Consider the following 16,106-nt stretch of genomic DNA (forward strand, 5'->3'; position numbering starts at 1 on the left):
TCGCCCCCCGGCGCACCTCGGCTGACATCCAGTTACACGGAGTCACCTCCAGGGACACGAGCGCCGCGCCGCTCCGGCGCACGCCGTCGACGCGCTCGCCCGCGCGTCACACGCAAGATGCGTATCGATCGAGTCCAAACGACACGCTCCATTTCAGGAAGTTTTCACCGCACGACCTGGACGGATTGCGATATCATCTACTGGGAGTAGCGTTGGCGTAGACCCTTCGACAGGAATCGGGTGATCACTTGTCCCAGGCCTGGGCATCGGGTGGCAGGTGTGGAGCCATGAAGGAGACTGCTGAAGGTCGGGCCGTCATGGAGAAGTATCGCCTCGAGCGCCGGCTCGGCGGCGGTGGCATGGGCGACCTCTGGCTGGGCTTTGACATCAAGCTCAGGCGGCGGGTGGTCATCAAGTTCATCCGGAGCTTCGCCGCCACGGAGCCGGAGCTGGTCGCCCGCTTCGAGCGTGAGGCGCGCGCGTCCGCCCGCGTCCGCAGCCCCTACGTCATCGAGACGTACGATTACGGGGTCGATCGCGGCTGCGCGTTCATCGTCATGGAGTACCTCGAGGGGGAGGACTTGAACCGCCGCCTCGAACGGGAGCCGAAGCTCCCGCTCGCGCAGGCGGCGCTCCTGTTCACGCAGCTCGGCAAGGCCCTCGACGCGATCCACGCCGCGGGGGTGATCCACCGGGATCTGAAGCCGGGGAACATCTTCCTCACGTGCTCGGGCGGCGATGAGCTGCTCAAGGTGCTCGATTTCGGCGTCGCGAAGTCGTCTTGCTCGCGCGACCGGATCACGAAGACAGGCATGGTCCTCGGGACCCCCCGGTACATGAGCCCCGAGCAGACCATGGCGCCCAGGCAGGTCGATTACCGGAGCGATCTCTGGTCGATGGCCGTGATCCTCTACCGCGCGATCACCGGCCAGTGCCCTTTCGCCGGCACCAACATCAATGAGCTGGTCAGGCACATCTGCCAGACCTCGTTCCCCAGGGCCTCCGAGCTCGCGCCGGAGCTCCCCCCCGGGGTCGATGCGTTCTTCTCCCGGGCGTTCGCCTTCGATCCCGACGCGCGACACCAGTCGGGCAGGGAGATGATGGAAGCGTTCACCGCGCTCCTCCCTGCGCAGACGCTGGCCTCCATGCGGTCGCTGGAGGCGCTGCGCGCGATCCCCGGCGCGCCGCCGTCCGAGCGGAGCGCCATCATCAAGCGGGCTGCGCTGGGCGCGCCCGCGGCCCCGCCTCGCTGCGCCCTGGATCAGACGACCATGGCCGCCATGCTGGCGACGCCGGCGAACGATCTCGGCGGTGCGCCGGAGACGGGCGAAGCCGACCCCGCCCCGGACGACCGGCAGAGCGAGGTCGTGCTGGACAGCCGTGTCCTGCCGCCGCTTCGGGTCCCCTGGCTGGTCGCGATCGTGCTGCTCCTCGCGGCCGCTTCGGTCGTTTGCCACAGCATGGCCCAGGGCGCGTCCTGGTCGCCGGATACCGCGGAGAGCCCGACGTCGATGGCTCCGTGACCCGGCGGGGCGTCGCGGCGGTCGCCGCGCCGACCTCGCGACGGCGACGCGGAGCGCCAGGCGCTGTCGGACCCGCGTGACGACCGCGCCTAGCGCGCGTCGGTCCTGGGCGCCTCGGTGATGCCGGACATCCACCGGAGCCTCGGGGCGCCCTCGTCGATCCAGCGGTCTCGCACCCGGCGCGCGAGCTCGGGGTGCTCGCTCGCCTTCACGGCCAGCACGGACACGAGGCACGTCCCCGGCCACGACTCGTAGACGGCGATCGCTCCGGCGTACTCGTCGCTCGCGAACACCGACGCGATGCTGCCGTCGAGGACCTTGAACACGAGCGGCCGCACCTCGCCGTCGATCTCCTGCGTCGTCCGGATGATCTGCGCCTCCCCGAGCCGCACGCCATAGCCGTCGGCGAGCGCCGCGTTCTTCGCCCAGAACTCGTCGAGGCAGCTGTCGGGATCGCTCGGCCCCGCGGTGCTCGAGTAGAGGACCGTCAGGGCGGCGTAGTGCTCGTCGCCGTACCGGAAGGTCGCCCGCGTCGGATGGCTCCAGACCCGCACCCGGCGCCAGCTTTGCCAGTCGACAAGCGGCACCTCGAGCGTGTTGAACCGGTCCCGCCGCCTCCCCCACGGCTCGGCCAGCAGCCGCTCGAGCGCGGCCCGCTCGGGGTCGGCCGCGTCGCCCCCCGGGTTCTCGCGGGTGATCGACGCGGGCGTCGGGGGCAACCCCGGCGGCCTCGACGGGGGGGTGCTGCTGCAGGCGGTGACGGCGAGGAATGCGAGGAGAGGGACCGCCGACGCGATCCCCCAGCCCGTGGAAGAGCGCGCGGTCGGCCTGGAGCAGAGCATGGGCAACACGAGCCTCGGCAAGCGGTTCTCAGCGACGGCAGTCCCGCGAGCGGATCCCGCAGCGCCGCTACAATCGGACCTCGCGCATCGCGATTTTATTCTTGTCGAAGACGCCCAGCCCGAACTCGCCCGCGATGCGGATGTACGAGGGCTCGCGGCTCGCCTCCTTGAGCGTGGGCAGCCCGTTCTCCTTGCGCCACGTCTCGACCACGCCCCAGCCGATCACATCCATGGCGACCGGATCTGTCGTGGCATACACCGACTCGTGAAGGACGCGCCGCTTCGGGTTCTTGTCGAGCGGGCCCTGGTCGTAGATGAGCTTGAAGCCGTCCGTGATGTGCAGGCGGACACGGCTCTTCACGACGTTCTGCGCGTAGAGCTCGGCGATCTGCGGACTCGCCGTGTGCTGGTGGAAAGAGTGCGGGTTGATTGTCGCGCCGTGGGTGATGTTCTTGAGGCAGCCGGTGTAGCCGCAGATCGAGTGGTCCTTGATCAGCGAGACGTTGATCACCGCGGTCGCCTCGGTGAAGGGGCGGACGAACTTGGTGGGGATGCCAAAGACCGAGATGCTCGGCATCACCGCGTCCTTGTTCTCGTGCACCGCGGCGCGGATCCCGGCCGGGAACTCGGCGGCCGGCTTGGCGGCGCGGTCGGCGCAGCGGGTGCCGGCGAGGAACGAGGGGTACTGCTCGAAGATCAGGACGTTCTCGGCGGGGACGCCCGCCGCGATCACCCCGCGCACGATCTCGAGCACGAGCTCCTTGTTTGTGGCCATGGTCGCGCCCTTCTGGCCGGCGATCCCGTTGGCCTTGATCGCCACGCGGTCGTCCTTGTGGACGAAGCGGCCGAAGGCGGCGCCGAGATCGCTCTTCCCGGTGAGCTCCGCCATGGCCCGCTCGAGCATCACCTTCGCCGCGGACGCCTCGGGCCACAGGCCGTTCGGCTGCATCGAGTTCGACTTCGTGACCTTCACGATCTTCCCGGGGATGGAGAGCGGCGTGAAGCCGGGGGGCGGCGTGGCGGCGAGGCTCGGCGGCGCGTCCGCGAGCGCCGCGGTCGGGCCCAGGAGCACGGCGCCCGCGGTGCCGGCAGCGAGGCCGCCGAGGAAGGCTCGGCGCGAGCGACCCGCTGGGCCGGGATCAACAAAGCGACGGGGATCGTGGGGCATGAGACCTCGTGGTGAGCGCCTTGCGGCGGGGTGGATGCCGCCGGGTCGCCGGGCGCCCGGGGCGCTGATGGTAGCCGAGCTTCGCGCTCGAGACACGGCGCCTGTCCTCCCCCCGGGGGCGCCGGCCTGCCGGCGGCGGCGCCCGTCCTCCCCGGGGGCCGCCCGGGCTCCCGGGAGGCGGGCTCGACCGTACCGTCGCGCCTCCGCCATGGCGGCGCCAGGCCGGGGAGCGCCGGACGCCCGCGATTTGCCCAGGGTTTCAGGCGATCGCGCCCCGGCATGCCGCTCGCTTGGCGGCATCGCCGAGGAGACGAACGCCGTTCGCGTGCGCGGAGGCGACGTCCTTTGCACCAGGAAGGAGGCGCGGCACGATGCAAGCGACATCGGAGGGGACGGGCTCGCCCGGCGGGCGGGCTGAACCAGGGCAGGACACCGAGGCGTGTCCCCCGTGGCGGGAGCGGGCGCTGGCAGCGCTGAGGGACTCGGCCTGGACCGCGCTGGGCGGCAAGGTCGCGGCGTACGTCGCGGGGTTCTTCGCGCTTGCGCTCGTGGGTTCCGGGCACGCGCTGAGCCTGCTCCCGGAGCGCCCGGCAGACCCGGCCGCCGGGCTGGCGATGGTGGCCGGCGACCCGGCGCCGTTCGGCGCCGCCGAGAGCTCGACGCCCCAGGCCACCGCCGAGCCTGTCGCCGACGCGGGGGCCGCAGCGGCCGAGCCGCCGGCGGCCGGCGATGGCGGGGCGGGCGCTCCGGCGGGCGGCGGCGTGACCGCGGACGGAAAGGTCGTGCTGAACCTCGCGACCGAGGCGGACCTCATGCGCCTCCCGGGCGTCGGTCCGGCGAAGGCAGCGGCGATCCTGGCGCTCCGCGCCAAGCTCAAGCGTTTCCGGAAGGTCGACGACCTGCTGCGGGTCAAGGGGCTGGGCCGGCGGTCCCTGAAGCGGTTGAGGCCGCTCCTGCTCGTCGATCCACCTTGATTTGGCCACCTTGATTTGGCCACCTTGATTTGGACGTTGCTGCATCGAAACGCGGCTCGCTCTCCCGGTCGCACCGCACCTCGGGCGCCTCGTGCACCGCAGGAGCCTGCCAGGATCGGTGAACGCGGCGAGCGGCGGATTGCGCGGAGCCCCGCATGGCGCCCGCGGGCGGCTCCGGACTCATGACCTGCAGGCACGCTGGGCTGCGCAGAGTCGATGTTCGATGGAGCGGAGGCCCCGTGCGGACACGGCGGGAGCCGCGGCCTGCCGAGCTCTCGCGCGGGAGCCCCCTTGCCCTCCGAGGGCGCTCGGGCACACTGCGCCGCGATGCACGTCCACTTCGTCGCCGTCGCGGGCACCGGCATGGGTGCGCTGGCGGGGCTCTTCCGGGCCGCGGGACACGAGGTCTCGGGGTCCGACGTCTCCTTTTACCCGCCCATGGGACCGGCCCTCGAGCGGTGGGGCATCCGGCTCATGACCGGGTTCGACCCCGCCCACCTCGACCCTCGGCCCGATCTCGTCGTGATCGGCAACGTCTGCCGCCCGACGAACCCCGAGGCGCGCGCCGCGATCGACGGAGGCATGCGGGTGACAACGATGGCGCACGCGCTCGCGGACCACATGCTCGCCGGCCGCTCCCCGCTCGTCGTGGCCGGCACGCACGGCAAGACGACGACCAGCTCGATGTGCGCGTGGCTCCTGCACGAGGCCGGCAGGGACCCCGGCTTCCTCATCGGCGGCCTGCCGAAGAACTTCGAGGCGAGCTTCCGGCTGCCCCGGAGCGCCTCCTCGGCGAGCGACCGCCGCGGCCTGCCGCTCCTCAACGACGCGGGCGCCGATCGCCGCAGGACGCCGTTCGTCGTCGAAGGCGACGAGTACGACACCGCCTTCTTCGAGAAGACCCCGAAGTTCTGGCACTACCGCCCCGAGGTCGGCATCGTCACGTCGATGGAGCACGATCACGTCGACATCTACCCCGACGCCGCGTCGTACGAGGCGGCGTTCCGCGGCTTCGTCGAGCGGATCCCGGAGACGGGGCTCCTCGTGGCGGCCGCGCACGATCCGCGGGTCGTCGACGTGGTGTCGCGGTCGGCGCGCGCAGAGGTCGCCTGGTTCGCGCTCGAGGGCGACGACACGCACGGGAAGCCGCCGCACTGGCTCGCCGCGCCCGCGGAGGCCGGCGCCGAAGGCCAGTCGTTCGATCTGTACGCCGGCGGCGTCATGGCGGGGCGCGTCGCCCTGCAGATGCCGGGGCACCACAACGTGCGCAACGCCGTCGCCGCGATCGCGGCCGCGGCGCAGGGCTTCGGCGCGCCGCTCTCGACCGTGACCGCGGCGCTCGCCAGCTTCGAGGGCGTGCGGCGCCGGCAGGACCTCCTGTTCGAGGCGCGCGGGGTCCGCGTCTACGACGACTTCGCGCACCACCCGACCGCCGTGGACGAGACGCTCCGCGCGCTCCGGTCCCGGCACCCGGAAGGCGCGCTGTGGGCGGTGTTCGAGCCGCGCAGCGCGACCGCGTGCCGCGCCCTCCACCAGGAGCCCTACGCGCGCGCCTTCGGCGCGGCCGACCGCGTCGTGCTCGCGCCGCTCGGGCGGCCGGACATCGCCGCGGGCGAGCGGCTCGACCTCGACCGGCTGGTGCGCGACCTGGAGCAGGCGGGCAGGCGCGCAGAGGCGGCGGGCTCGGTGGACGAGATCGTCGCCGCGATCGCGCGCGACGCGCAGGAGGGCGACACGGTCGCGCTCCTGTCCAACGGGGCGTTCGGCGGCATCTACGACAAGCTCCGCGGCGCGCTGTCGACGAGGTCGCGATGAGCGGGCGCGGGCCAGCGGAGCTGCTCGAGCTGTCCGGGATCGCGCTGCGCGTCGCCGAGGAGGCGGCGGCGCTCGTGCAGGCCGGGTTCCGCGCGGGCCCGCGCGGCCTGCGCGTGGAGGAGAAGGCGCCGCGCGATCTCGTGACCCAGTTCGACAAGGCGAGCGAGGACCTGCTCGTCGCGCGGCTCGGCGCGCTCACGCCGGGCATCGCCGTCGTCGGCGAGGAGCAGAGCGCCGCGCGCGCCACGGAGCCGCGCGGCGGGCTCGTCTGGTACGTCGATCCGCTCGACGGCACGACGAACTTCGTCCACGGCCACCCGTTCTGGTGCGTCTCCGTCGGCCTGATGGAGGACGACACGCCCGTCGCCGGCGCCGTCGTCGCGCCCGTGCTCGGGATCCGCTGGACGGGCTTCCGGTCGCGCGAGCCGCAGCCGCTCGGCGCCGCGCCGGAGCGGCCCGCGACCGCCGGAGAGGCGCGCCGCAACGGCGAGCGTTGCACGGTCAGCGCCACGGCGTCGCTGGAGCACGCGATGGTGGCGACCGGCTTCCCGCCGGTGCGCGACCGGGCTCCGGACAACAACTTCGACGCGTTCATGACCGTCAAGCGCAACGCTCAGGCCGTGCGGCGCTGCGGCAGCGCGGCGATCGATCTCTGCATGGTCGCCGACGGGACCTACGACGCCTACTGGGAGCGCCGGCTCCACGCCTGGGACGTCGCCGCCGGGAGCGCGATCGTGCGCGGCGCGGGCGGCGTGATCACCGCGCTCGACGGCGGTCCGCCGGACTACCACATAGGCGACATCATGGCGTCGAACGGCCTCGTCCACGATCCCATCGTTGCCCTCTTCTCGCATCCCGGCCCGCCGACCCGCTAGGCGGCTCGACGGCCGGCTCGGGGCCAGCCGTGGGGCGCTCGCGCACGAGCGGCGTCAACACGAGGGGGCGACAGGCGCAGCAAGCGCAGCAAGCGCAACAACAAACGACAGCGACGCTCGGGAGGCGAGAAACGCAAAACGTCGGAACCGTGCGGAGGAGCGGTTGACTGAGCCGCCCAGGGAACTATTCTATGATCGTTCCCTCTGCCGATTTCGTGAGGCGTTGGACGATTGAATCCCGAGTAAGCGAGAACCAGGGAGCCAACAACGATACCGTGGTGAGCTAGGCCCGGAACCATTCACCGGGAAGCCTGAAGCGGTACTTCGGCTCCCACCTAGCAGCTATGCTAGGGGTTCAAGTCCTTCTGCCCACGTCCTCGGCGGTACGGAACATCTCTCCCCTGCGGGCCGCCCACGCGGCCCGCAGTTTTTTTGTGCGCGCGACACGCGCTGTGCCCTCGACATGGGTCCAGCGGTCGCCGCACCGCGGCGTCGCCGGGGGGGCGCGGCGCCGGCGTGCGGACCACGGCCCGGCTTTTGTTTCCGTTCTCATCCCCCTTCCGGTAGCTTCGGGCCCGCGATGGACACGAGATCCCCTCGATCTGCAGGAGCGCAGCACGACGAGCAGGGCCCGCTCGCCGGCGCAGCACGGTTTGGGTCGTCGAGCCACCGCGGGCGCCGCACCGCCGGCCGCTCGCGCTTCGTGCGGCGCCTTGCCCTGACGCTCGCGATCCTCACGGTGCCCGGGGCGGCCCTGGCCGCGGTGACGATCAAGGGCAGGACCACGGGCATGCCCAAGCTCCTGAACCCGGTCTGGAACGAGGCCAAGGATCCGAAGGCGAACCGGTACACGTTCCGCGAGCCCTCCCCGACCGTCCGCGCCGATGTCCGGGCGCTCGTCGGCTACATGCCGAAGGAGCTGTGCGTCGTCGCGCTCGGCGAGAAGGGCGAGCCGCAGCTGACGCCGCGAACGGTCGTCATCTCGGGCGGCCGCACCACGCCCGTGACCCTCGTCGTCGCCCCGGGACAGCGGATCCAGTTCGAGAACCACGATCCGTTCCCGCACAAGATCTACGACGTCGGCAACAAGGGGCTCCCGCCGGTCGAGATCGCCGCCGCCAAGACCCGCGCCTGGACGCCGCCGGGGCCAGGCAAGTACGAGATCCGCGATCAGCTCGCCCCGAGCGTCCGGTCGTGGATCGTCGTCGAGCCGAAGGCCGTGGCGAGCGCCTACCCGGATCGTCAGGGGAGCTTCGCCATCGAGGTCGAGGCCGGAACGTACACGCTGCAGGGCTACTTCAACGGCGAGCCGGTCGGAAAGGCCGTCGAGGCCGTCGTGAAGGCCGGGCCGGAGCAGCAGCTCCTCAGGGAGCCGGTCGTCGTGGGCGAGGCCGGTGGACCGGGCGCGGAGGCAGGAAAGTAGACCATGCTGCTGTCGCGTTTCTGGTACGGGGTGCTCGCGCTCGCGCTCGGCGCCGCGATCTTCATCCTCTTCGTCGCCGCCCAGCTCTACAACCGCTCGAGCCACCGCGCGATGAGCGAGTCGCTCAGCGCCGACTCCAGCGCCGTCGAGTGGTTCCTCAACGACGACGCCCGGAAGCGATCGAGCGCGCTCATCCGCGTCGCGCTGACCCCGGCCCTGCGGACGGCGCTCGCCAAGTCGTCGGCCGAGGCCAAGCCGGGCGCCGACCTGCGCGAGAAGGCCCGCACCGCGCTGCGCAGCGCGGTCGCCGAGGTGCCGCCGGAGCTCAAGTTCGATCACGTGTGGGCCGTCGACGCGGCCGGCCGGGTGGTCGCGTCGGTGGACTTCGAGCACCGTGAGGACTGGGAGCTCGGCGGCTACGCGGTCGTCGCCGACGCCCTCCACGGCTGGATCCGCGACGACGCCTGGGTCTGGAAGGGCCGCATCCTGCGCGTCGTGGCGCGCCCCGTCGAGCAGGACGTCAACGGTGAGCCGGTCGGGGCCGTGATCGGCGCCAAGATCATCGACGACACCTTCGCCCGCGCGGTCACGAAGCGCACCGGCGCGGCCGTCGGCTTCTACGCCGAGGGGGCGCGCGTCGCCTCCGGCGCGCCCGAGGGGTTCGACAAGTCGAACCTCGACCAGATCACGCAGGATCTGAAGCTGCTCGACGACAACAAGGACTACGTCGAGAAGGGGCGCTCCGAGGTCCGCGTCATCGGCACGCACCTCGGCGTGGTGTACGCGCGGCTGCCCGGCGAGGCGTGGGAGCTCGGCGCCGGCTACGCGGTCGGCCGCCTCGCGGCGTCGGTCGACTCGCCGCTCAACTTCCTCGACAAGGCGAACAACGACGACAAGAGCCAGGTGCCCACGGCGCTGATCCTGGCCGGCATCCTCGCCATGGCCGCGATCGGGCTTGTGTTCTCGTTCCTGGAGCACACGCGGCCGCTCCATGTCTTCCGCAACGAGGCCACGCGCCTCGCCAAGGGCGAGGTCGACGTGCTGGCGCCGAGCCGGTTCCGCGGCGCCTACCGGAAGATCGCGGCGGACATCAACGACGGCGTCGAGAAGGTGGCCGCGAAGGGCGGCGCGCCCAGGAAGGCCGCCGACCTCGAGCAGGTGCTCGGCCCGATCCCGGCGCAGCCGGCGATGAGCGCGTTCTCGGTGCCGCTCGGCCCCGGCGAGCCGCGCCCCGATTCGCGCCCGTCGTACCCGAAGCCCATGGTGAGCCCGCGCAGCCCGACGCGGCGGCCCGGCTCGCACCCGCTCAGCGGCCCGCCGCCGGCCCGCGAGGCCGAGGAGCAGGTCGAGGCGATCGAGGAGGTCTCGGACGCGAACATCGCGCTCCCCCCCCAAGGCCCCGCGGGCGCTCCGGGGCGCCCGCCGCCGCGGCGCCCGCCGCCGCCGCCGCCCAAGGCGCCGGCCGCGCCCGCCCTGGCGAACACGCTCCCCGAAGCGACGAGCGCGCCGGAAGCGCCGGCCGCGCGGCTGGACGGCGCGGGAGATCCGGACGAGCTCACCGAGTGGAACGCCGTCTACGAGGAGTTCCTGTCGGTCAAGCAGCAGTGCGGGGAGCCCACGAACGCCCTCACCTTCGAGAAGTTCAAGGGGACGCTGCAGCGCAACAAGGACGCGCTCGTGGCGCGCCACAACTGCTCGCGGGTGCGCTTCACGGTCTACGTGAAGGACGGCAAGGCGGCGCTCAAGGCGTCGCCGGTGAAGTAGCCGCCGGGGATCGCCGCGCGGAGACGGAGGCCCATGAAACGAGGAGCTGCGGGCGCCGCGGGCGCCGCGTTCGCTGCGATGGTGGCCGCCGGCGCGGCGCGCGCGTCGTCGGGGCTCGACTCGCCGGACATCGGGGTGCTCCAGCTCGGTCGCGGCGGGGCCTGGGTCGCGCGGGCCGACGATCCGCTCGCGGCCTACTTCAACCCGGCGGGGCTCGCCGCGCAGAGGAGCAGCGCGCACGGCGGCGTCCACTTCATCCAGCTCGCGCAGTGCTTCACGCGCCTCGGCCCCGATGGGCGGCCCGTCCCGCCGAGCTACACGACGGCGATCCCGGCGCCCGGCAGCCAGGGCGGCCCCGACCCCGAGGTGTGCGCCGAGGGCGGCCTGTTCCCGAACCCACAGCTCGCCGCGACCCTCCGCGTGAGCGACGCGCTCGCCGTCGGCGTCGCGGTGCTCGGCCCGCACGGCGTCGGCGAGCGGTCCTGGCCCGAGTCGCTCCCGTACACGCACCCGAGCTTCGGCGAGATGACGCAGCCGTCGCCCCAGCGGTACCTGCTCACGTCGCTCGACGCCCTGATGCTGATGCCGACGCTCTCGGTCGGCTTCACCCCCGCGGAGGGGGTCTCGATCGGCGCCGGCTTCATCTGGGGCATGGCGGTCCTCGATTTCGTCAACTTCGCCGAGGCGACCTCGGCCGCGGGCGGCGACGACTTCAGCGCGCGCGGCGATCTGCGCACGCGCGCGAAGGCGGACGATCTGTTCATCCCGGGCTTCGTCCTCGGCGCGCGCTGGGCGGCGACGGCGCACCTCGACCTGGGCGCGTGGTTCAAGTGGCAGGACGCGGTGCGCGCGGAGACCGACCTCACGATCGAGTCGCGCTACTGGACGCCCGCCGGGGTCAAGAACGAGGACCCCTGCAGGGGCGAGCCGCCGGGGTGCAACGTCACCGAGGAGCGGAGCGCGGGCTCTCTCACGATGCCGATCCCCATGGAGGCGAAGCTCGGCCTCCGGTACCACAGGCCGCGCGCCGGCGCCCTGCGGGCCGCGCGGTCCTCCGCCGCCGAGCCCCGCGTCCGCGACCCGATGGTCGACGACCTGTTCGATGTGGAGCTCGACTTCACCTGGGCCAACAACAGCGCGGTCGATGCGATCGAGGTCCGGTTCCGCGAGGGCATCCCGGTGCGCGGCACGGTCGTGGGCACCGTGCCGCCCAACGCCGACGTCCCGCACCGCTGGCGCGACGTCTTGGGAGTCCGGCTCGGCGGCGATTTCGTCGTGCTCCCCGATCTCCTCGCGCTGAGGGCCGGCGGCTTCTTCGAGACGAAGGGGCAGGACGACGCCGATCTGAACCTCGATTTCCACCTCGGCTATCGGGTCGGCGTCGGGGCCGGCGTGACCGCGCGCGTCGGCCCGGTCGACATTTCGGCGGCGTTTCAGCACACGTCCTTCGGCCCGCTGGACAACGGCGGGAAGGGGCGCATCAAGGCCGTCTCCGGCGCTGTCCCGAGCGGCTACCGCAGCATCCAGAGCGTGAACGGCGGCCGCTTCGAGAGCAGCCTGGACGAGTTCGGTCTGAGCGGAACGATGCGCTTCTGAGCGGGCGGCCGCTCGGCGCGGAGGCGGCAGAACGCGCCGCGCCACAGCGCGGCGGGGGGCGCGGCGGAGCGCCGGGGCGGTCGACGCGGAAGGCGGTCGCGCCTATAAGATGGCTCCACCATGAGCGAATCGAACGTCCGTAACCTGGTCATCATCGGCTCCGGTCCTGCCGGGCTCACCGCCGCCATCTACGCGGCGCGCGCCAACCTGAAGCCGCTCCTCATCGAGGGCTTCAGCGCCGGCGGCCTGATCCCGGGGGGCCAGCTCATGTTCACGACCGATGTCGAGAACTACCCCGGCTTTCCCGAGAAGGTCACCGGCCAGGAGCTGATGCAGCGCTTTCGCGACCAGGCCGCGCATCAGGGCACGGAGATCGTGACGGCGGACGTGACCCGGGTCGAGCTCACGGGCCACCCGTTCAAGGTGTGGGTGGACGACACGCTCTACCTGACGAAATCGGTGGTGATCGCGACGGGCGCGCGCGCCAACTACCTCGGCCTCGAGAGCGAGGAGAAGCTCAAGAACAAGGGCGTCAGCGCCTGCGCGGTCTGCGACGGCGCGCTCTTCCGCGGCCAGGACGTCGTGGTCGTCGGCGGCGGCGACACGGCGATGGAGGAGGCCTCCTACCTCTCCGGGCTCTGCAGCAGCGTCACGCTCGTGCACCGCCGCGACGAGTTCCGGGCGTCGAAGGCGATGATCCAGCGCGTGACCGAGAACCCGAAGATCAAGATCCTCTACAGCCACGTCGTGGAGGAGGTGCTCGACGTGAAGGCCGACATGGTGACGGGCGTCCGGGTCAAGAGCACGAAGACGGGCGACAGCCACCTCGTGCCCGCGGCGGCCATGTTCGTCGCGATCGGCCACACGCCGATGACGGATCTCTTCGTTGGGCAGCTCGAGACGCACCCGAACGGCTACCTGAAGACGGTGCCGGGCTCGACGCGCACGAACATCCCCGGCGTCTTCGCCGCGGGCGACGTGCAGGACTGGAACTACCGCCAGGCCGTGACGGCCGCCGGCACGGGTTGCATGGCCGCGCTCGACGCGGAGCGCTGGCTCGCGCAGCAGGGCGGCCACTGAGGGACGGCGATGGTTGAAGCGCTGCGTGAAGAGCTCGCCGATCTGACCGCCTCGGTCCGGGCGTTCCTGGAATGGCACGCAGCGACCGGCGCGGACGGGCTGCCGGGCCATCCTTCAGCGCTCCACGAGGCGCTGGGCGCGTCGTCTCCGGACGGCGGTCCGCCGGCCCCTCGCCGCGCGGAGCGGGGTTTCGCCGGGCTGGATGCGCCTTCACCGCCGGCATCGCGCGGGGGCAGCGGCGCGGCCTTCGCGCCGCCGGAGCAGCGCTCCGCCGCTGCCGCCGTCTCCCCGCCGCATCCGGAGCAGCGCCCCGCCGCTGCCGCCGTCTCCCCGCCGCATCCGGAGCAGCGCTCCGCCGAGGCCCAGGCGGCGCGGTCTCCGGTGCAGGCGCAGCGGGGTCCCGAGCCGTCCCGCCCTGCCGTGAGCGCCGCCTCGTCGCCGCGCACCGAACCGGCTGCGCGCGCGAACGCAGCGCAGCCGGTTACGCCAGAGGAGCGCGTGACGCGGCTCGCGCTCCTCGCGGAAGAGGTCCGCACCTGCCAGAAGTGTCCGCTCCACGAGGGCCGCACCCACACCGTGTTCTCGCGCGGCAGCTCGCTCTCCGAGATCGTGTTCGTCGGCGAGGGGCCCGGGGCGGAAGAGGACCTGCAGGGCGAGCCGTTCGTCGGCCCGGCCGGGCAGCTGCTCGACAAGATGATCGCGGCGATGGGGTACCAGCGCGACGGGGTCTACATCTGCAACATCGTGAAGTGCCGGCCGCCGAAGAACCGCAAGCCCGAGCCGGCCGAGATGGCGACCTGCAGCCCCTACCTCGCGTCCCAGCTCGCGCTGATCAAGCCCAAGGTGATCGTGGCGCTCGGCGCCACCGCGGTGCAGGGGCTGATCGGCACGACCGAGGGGATCACGAAGCTCCGCGGGACCTGGAAGCTCTACAAGGGCTCGATCCCGATCATGCCCACGTTCCATCCGGCCTACCTGCTGCGCCAGCCGAGCGCGAAGCGAGAGGTCTGGAGCGACCTGAAAGAGGTGATGCGCCACCTCGGCAAGAGCGCGCCCGACCGAGGCTGACGTGACCGCCTGCGCTTCCGGGCGCGAGACCCCGGCGGCGCGGGCGTCCGGCGGGGCGCCTCCGGCCGAGCCGCCATCGCTGCTCTCGGCTGCGCGCTGCGCGCTGGCGCTCCTCGGCATCCTGCCCTGGTGCATCGCCCTGGCGCGGAGCCACCTGCCGCTCGGAGAGCTCGGCGCCGCGCTCGATCGCCTCTTCGTGCCGATATGCCACCGCATGCCCGGGCGGTCCCTCGCGCTCGAGGGCGTCGTGATGCCGCTCTGCAGCCGCTGCGCTGGCATCTTCGCCGGCGTCGCGGCGGGCGCCGCGATCGCGCGGCCTCGCCTGGCGATGACGACGTGGCGCCCGATCCTGATCGGCCTCAGCGCGTTGATGGTGCTCGACGTGGCGACCCAGGATCTCGGGTTGCGCCCGGTCTGGCATGCCACCCGCCTCGCCACAGGCCTGGCCTTCGGCTACGCCGTGGCCGCGGCGTTCCTCGCGCAGCTCGCTCGCCGCCCGGGCTGAACGCAGCTCGCCTGGCGCCCGGGCCGAGCGCTACTTGCGGCCCCCCATGGCCCTGCACTCGTGCACGGGGCCCTTCGTGGCATGGCGAACGCACTCGCTGTACGCCGCGACGCCATCCTTCCACTTGCCCGTGTCCTGGAGCGCCGAGCCCAGGTAGAGATAGGGCAGCGCGTCGGTCGGATCGGCCGCGATGGCCGCGCGAGACGCCTCGATCGCGTCCTTGTACCTGCCGCGGTTGAGGAAGCTCAGCGCTTCCTTCTTCAGCTTGCCTGCGTCCTCAGGGCTGACCGCGGGCGCCGCGACCTTCGCGGCCTCGGCTGCCGCAGCCGTCTCGGCCGCAGCCGTCTCCGCCTCGGCCTTCTCCGCCTCGGCCTTCTCCGCGGCTGCCTTCTCCGCGGCTGCCTTCTCCGCCTCCGCGGTCGCCTTCAGCGGCTCGGGAGCGGCCTCCGCCCCCTTTGCCGCGGCCTCCGTCCGCGCCGGCTCGGCCTGCGCAGGCGCCTTCTCCCGTGCAGGCGCAGGATTCCCTGCCACGGCCAGGAGCTTCGCTTCCCTGTGCGCCGGCTTCGAAGCAGGCGCTGCCATCGCGGCCGGCGCTTGCGAGGACGGCTTGCCCGAGAGCACCGACTTGGCGACCACCGCGACGGAGATCACCCCGGCGAGCCCCGCGACCGCCGCGACGATCCGGCGAAGGCGCGCCCGGCGGGCGAGGGTCTCGGGCGACAGCTGATGCACAACCACGAGGCGCTCGTCAGCGTGCTCGTCGGGATGGTTGGCCACCTCGGTGAGCGGCGGGAACGACTCCTCCTCGCGCCGGAAGAACGCCGCCGTCGGCGAGGAAGGGTCCATCAGATCCAGCGCGTCCGAGTCGGGCGACGGCTCGTCGGGTGAGGACGCCGGGCCTGCGGGCGGCTCCGAGGCGCCGGCTCGTTCAGACGCTGTCGACGGGTCGGAATCCAGCGCCTTGAGAGGCGCCGCGTCGCTCGTGCTGCGTGGAGCGGCCGGCGGCGCGGCGGGCGCCTCGGAGATCCTCGAAACAGCGGGCGCCTCTTTCCGAGCAGCGGGCACCGGCGCTACCGACGCGGCTGCGGGCGCCGGCGCTACCGACGGGGCTGCGGGCGCCTCGACGGCCGGCGGCGCAGCGGTCGCACAGACCTCGGCTGCCGGCGCAGGAGCAGCGGAGAGCTCCTCGGCCGCCCCGGCGACGTCCTGGCCGCTCGCCACCGGCTGCGCCGGATCCTGGGTCGCGAAGGTCGGCCCCTCGAGCGCCGCCGACCTGCGGGGCTGAGAAGCCCGGGGACGGAGGCTGCGGCCCCTGTTCGCGCGGGCCGATGCAAGAAGTCGCTTCGACATGTCCGAACCATCCTCCCGTGATCGTCACGCCCCCGATGGCGCAGGGGACCGGCGACTCGCCCTATTCATGATCCAGGCCGGCCCCAACGGCGAGCGCCCGCCCGCGGTTTCCGTGCGCTCGCA

The 16,106-nt window shown here is 72.6% G+C and carries 13 protein-coding genes and 1 other RNA gene; 11 read left to right on the forward strand and 3 right to left on the reverse strand.

Annotated features, from left to right (window positions below):
- The first annotated feature begins 317 nt into the window (after positions 1-317).
- The gene (locus WMF28_RS37910; protein WP_437598467.1) at positions 318-1,523 is read left to right on the forward strand and encodes a serine/threonine-protein kinase; all 1,206 of its coding nucleotides are present in this window, start codon (positions 318-320) and stop codon (positions 1,521-1,523) included.
- An 89-nt stretch (positions 1,524-1,612) separates the two neighbouring features.
- Here WMF28_RS37910 and WMF28_RS37915 read toward each other — a convergent pair whose 3' ends face one another.
- Both WMF28_RS37915 and WMF28_RS37920 read right to left on the reverse strand, forming a co-directional pair.
- The gene (locus tag WMF28_RS37915) at positions 1,613-2,365 is read right to left on the reverse strand and encodes a hypothetical protein (RefSeq protein WP_437598468.1); all 753 of its coding nucleotides are present in this window, start codon (positions 2,363-2,365) and stop codon (positions 1,613-1,615) included.
- A gap of 67 nt (positions 2,366-2,432) precedes the next feature.
- On the reverse strand, positions 2,433-3,437 hold the full coding sequence (locus WMF28_RS37920) for a DUF362 domain-containing protein (protein ID WP_437598470.1): 1,005 nt from the start codon (positions 3,435-3,437) through the stop codon (positions 2,433-2,435).
- A 467-nt stretch (positions 3,438-3,904) separates the two neighbouring features.
- Here WMF28_RS37920 and WMF28_RS37925 point away from each other — a divergent pair, with 467 nt between their 5' ends.
- From WMF28_RS37925 to WMF28_RS37970, 10 genes are all read left to right on the forward strand, one after another.
- Entirely contained in the window at positions 3,905-4,507 is a 603-nt protein-coding gene (locus WMF28_RS37925) for a ComEA family DNA-binding protein (protein ID WP_437598471.1), read from the forward strand.
- Positions 4,508-4,834: 327 nt separating this feature from the next.
- Positions 4,835-6,322 (forward strand): UDP-N-acetylmuramate--L-alanine ligase, encoded by a 1,488-nt coding sequence (locus WMF28_RS37930; protein WP_437598472.1) that lies wholly within the window; start codon positions 4,835-4,837, stop codon positions 6,320-6,322.
- Entirely contained in the window at positions 6,319-7,197 is an 879-nt protein-coding gene (locus tag WMF28_RS37935) for an inositol monophosphatase family protein (protein WP_437598473.1), read from the forward strand. Before WMF28_RS37930 ends, WMF28_RS37935 begins: the two co-directional genes overlap by 4 nt.
- 198 nt (positions 7,198-7,395) lie before the next feature.
- Positions 7,396-7,588, forward strand: a non-coding RNA gene (ssrS, locus tag WMF28_RS37940) — 6S RNA.
- 189 nt (positions 7,589-7,777) lie between these two features.
- The gene (locus tag WMF28_RS37945; RefSeq protein ID WP_437598475.1) at positions 7,778-8,620 is read left to right on the forward strand and encodes a hypothetical protein; all 843 of its coding nucleotides are present in this window, start codon (positions 7,778-7,780) and stop codon (positions 8,618-8,620) included.
- Between the two features lie 3 nt (positions 8,621-8,623).
- Positions 8,624-10,384 carry an MXAN_5187 family protein gene (locus WMF28_RS37950; protein ID WP_437598477.1) on the forward strand — a complete coding sequence of 587 codons (1,761 nt, stop codon included), beginning with the start codon at positions 8,624-8,626 and terminating at the stop codon, positions 10,382-10,384.
- 33 nt (positions 10,385-10,417) lie between these two features.
- A complete protein-coding gene (locus WMF28_RS37955) occupies positions 10,418-11,980 on the forward strand; it encodes an OmpP1/FadL family transporter (RefSeq protein WP_437598478.1) in 1,563 nt (520 codons plus the stop codon).
- Positions 11,981-12,100: 120 nt separating this feature from the next.
- Positions 12,101-13,060 (forward strand): thioredoxin-disulfide reductase, encoded by a 960-nt coding sequence (trxB, locus tag WMF28_RS37960; protein WP_437598479.1) that lies wholly within the window; start codon positions 12,101-12,103, stop codon positions 13,058-13,060.
- A 9-nt stretch (positions 13,061-13,069) separates the two neighbouring features.
- A complete protein-coding gene (locus WMF28_RS37965) occupies positions 13,070-14,128 on the forward strand; it encodes a uracil-DNA glycosylase family protein (protein ID WP_437598480.1) in 1,059 nt (352 codons plus the stop codon).
- A gap of 1 nt (position 14,129) precedes the next feature.
- Positions 14,130-14,633 carry a DUF2085 domain-containing protein gene (locus tag WMF28_RS37970; RefSeq protein WP_437598481.1) on the forward strand — a complete coding sequence of 168 codons (504 nt, stop codon included), beginning with the start codon at positions 14,130-14,132 and terminating at the stop codon, positions 14,631-14,633.
- 30 nt (positions 14,634-14,663) lie between these two features.
- Here WMF28_RS37970 and WMF28_RS37975 read toward each other — a convergent pair whose 3' ends face one another.
- On the reverse strand, positions 14,664-15,983 hold the full coding sequence (locus WMF28_RS37975; RefSeq protein ID WP_437598482.1) for a hypothetical protein: 1,320 nt from the start codon (positions 15,981-15,983) through the stop codon (positions 14,664-14,666).
- Between the last annotated feature and the right edge of the window lie 123 nt (positions 15,984-16,106).

This window comes from Sorangium sp. So ce590, from assembly GCF_051521365.1.
Lineage (GTDB): Bacteria > Myxococcota_A > Polyangia > Polyangiales > Polyangiaceae > Sorangium.

Bases quoted from the DNA above. Each gene is read 5' to 3' on its own strand.
- WMF28_RS37910 (WP_437598467.1), top strand. From the start codon at position 318: ATGGAGAAGTATCGCCTCGAGCGCCGGCTCGGCGGCGGTGGCATGGGC.
- trxB (WP_437598479.1), top strand. From the start codon at position 12,101: ATGAGCGAATCGAACGTCCGTAACCTGGTCATCATCGGCTCCGGTCCT.
- WMF28_RS37975 (WP_437598482.1), bottom strand. From the start codon at position 15,983: ATGTCGAAGCGACTTCTTGCATCGGCCCGCGCGAACAGGGGCCGCAGC.
- WMF28_RS37965 (WP_437598480.1), top strand. From the start codon at position 13,070: ATGGTTGAAGCGCTGCGTGAAGAGCTCGCCGATCTGACCGCCTCGGTC.
- WMF28_RS37915 (WP_437598468.1), bottom strand. From the start codon at position 2,365: ATGCTCTGCTCCAGGCCGACCGCGCGCTCTTCCACGGGCTGGGGGATC.
- WMF28_RS37955 (WP_437598478.1), top strand. From the start codon at position 10,418: ATGAAACGAGGAGCTGCGGGCGCCGCGGGCGCCGCGTTCGCTGCGATG.
- WMF28_RS37930 (WP_437598472.1), top strand. From the start codon at position 4,835: ATGCACGTCCACTTCGTCGCCGTCGCGGGCACCGGCATGGGTGCGCTG.
- WMF28_RS37950 (WP_437598477.1), top strand. From the start codon at position 8,624: ATGCTGCTGTCGCGTTTCTGGTACGGGGTGCTCGCGCTCGCGCTCGGC.
- WMF28_RS37935 (WP_437598473.1), top strand. From the start codon at position 6,319: ATGAGCGGGCGCGGGCCAGCGGAGCTGCTCGAGCTGTCCGGGATCGCG.
- WMF28_RS37945 (WP_437598475.1), top strand. From the start codon at position 7,778: ATGGACACGAGATCCCCTCGATCTGCAGGAGCGCAGCACGACGAGCAG.
- WMF28_RS37925 (WP_437598471.1), top strand. From the start codon at position 3,905: ATGCAAGCGACATCGGAGGGGACGGGCTCGCCCGGCGGGCGGGCTGAA.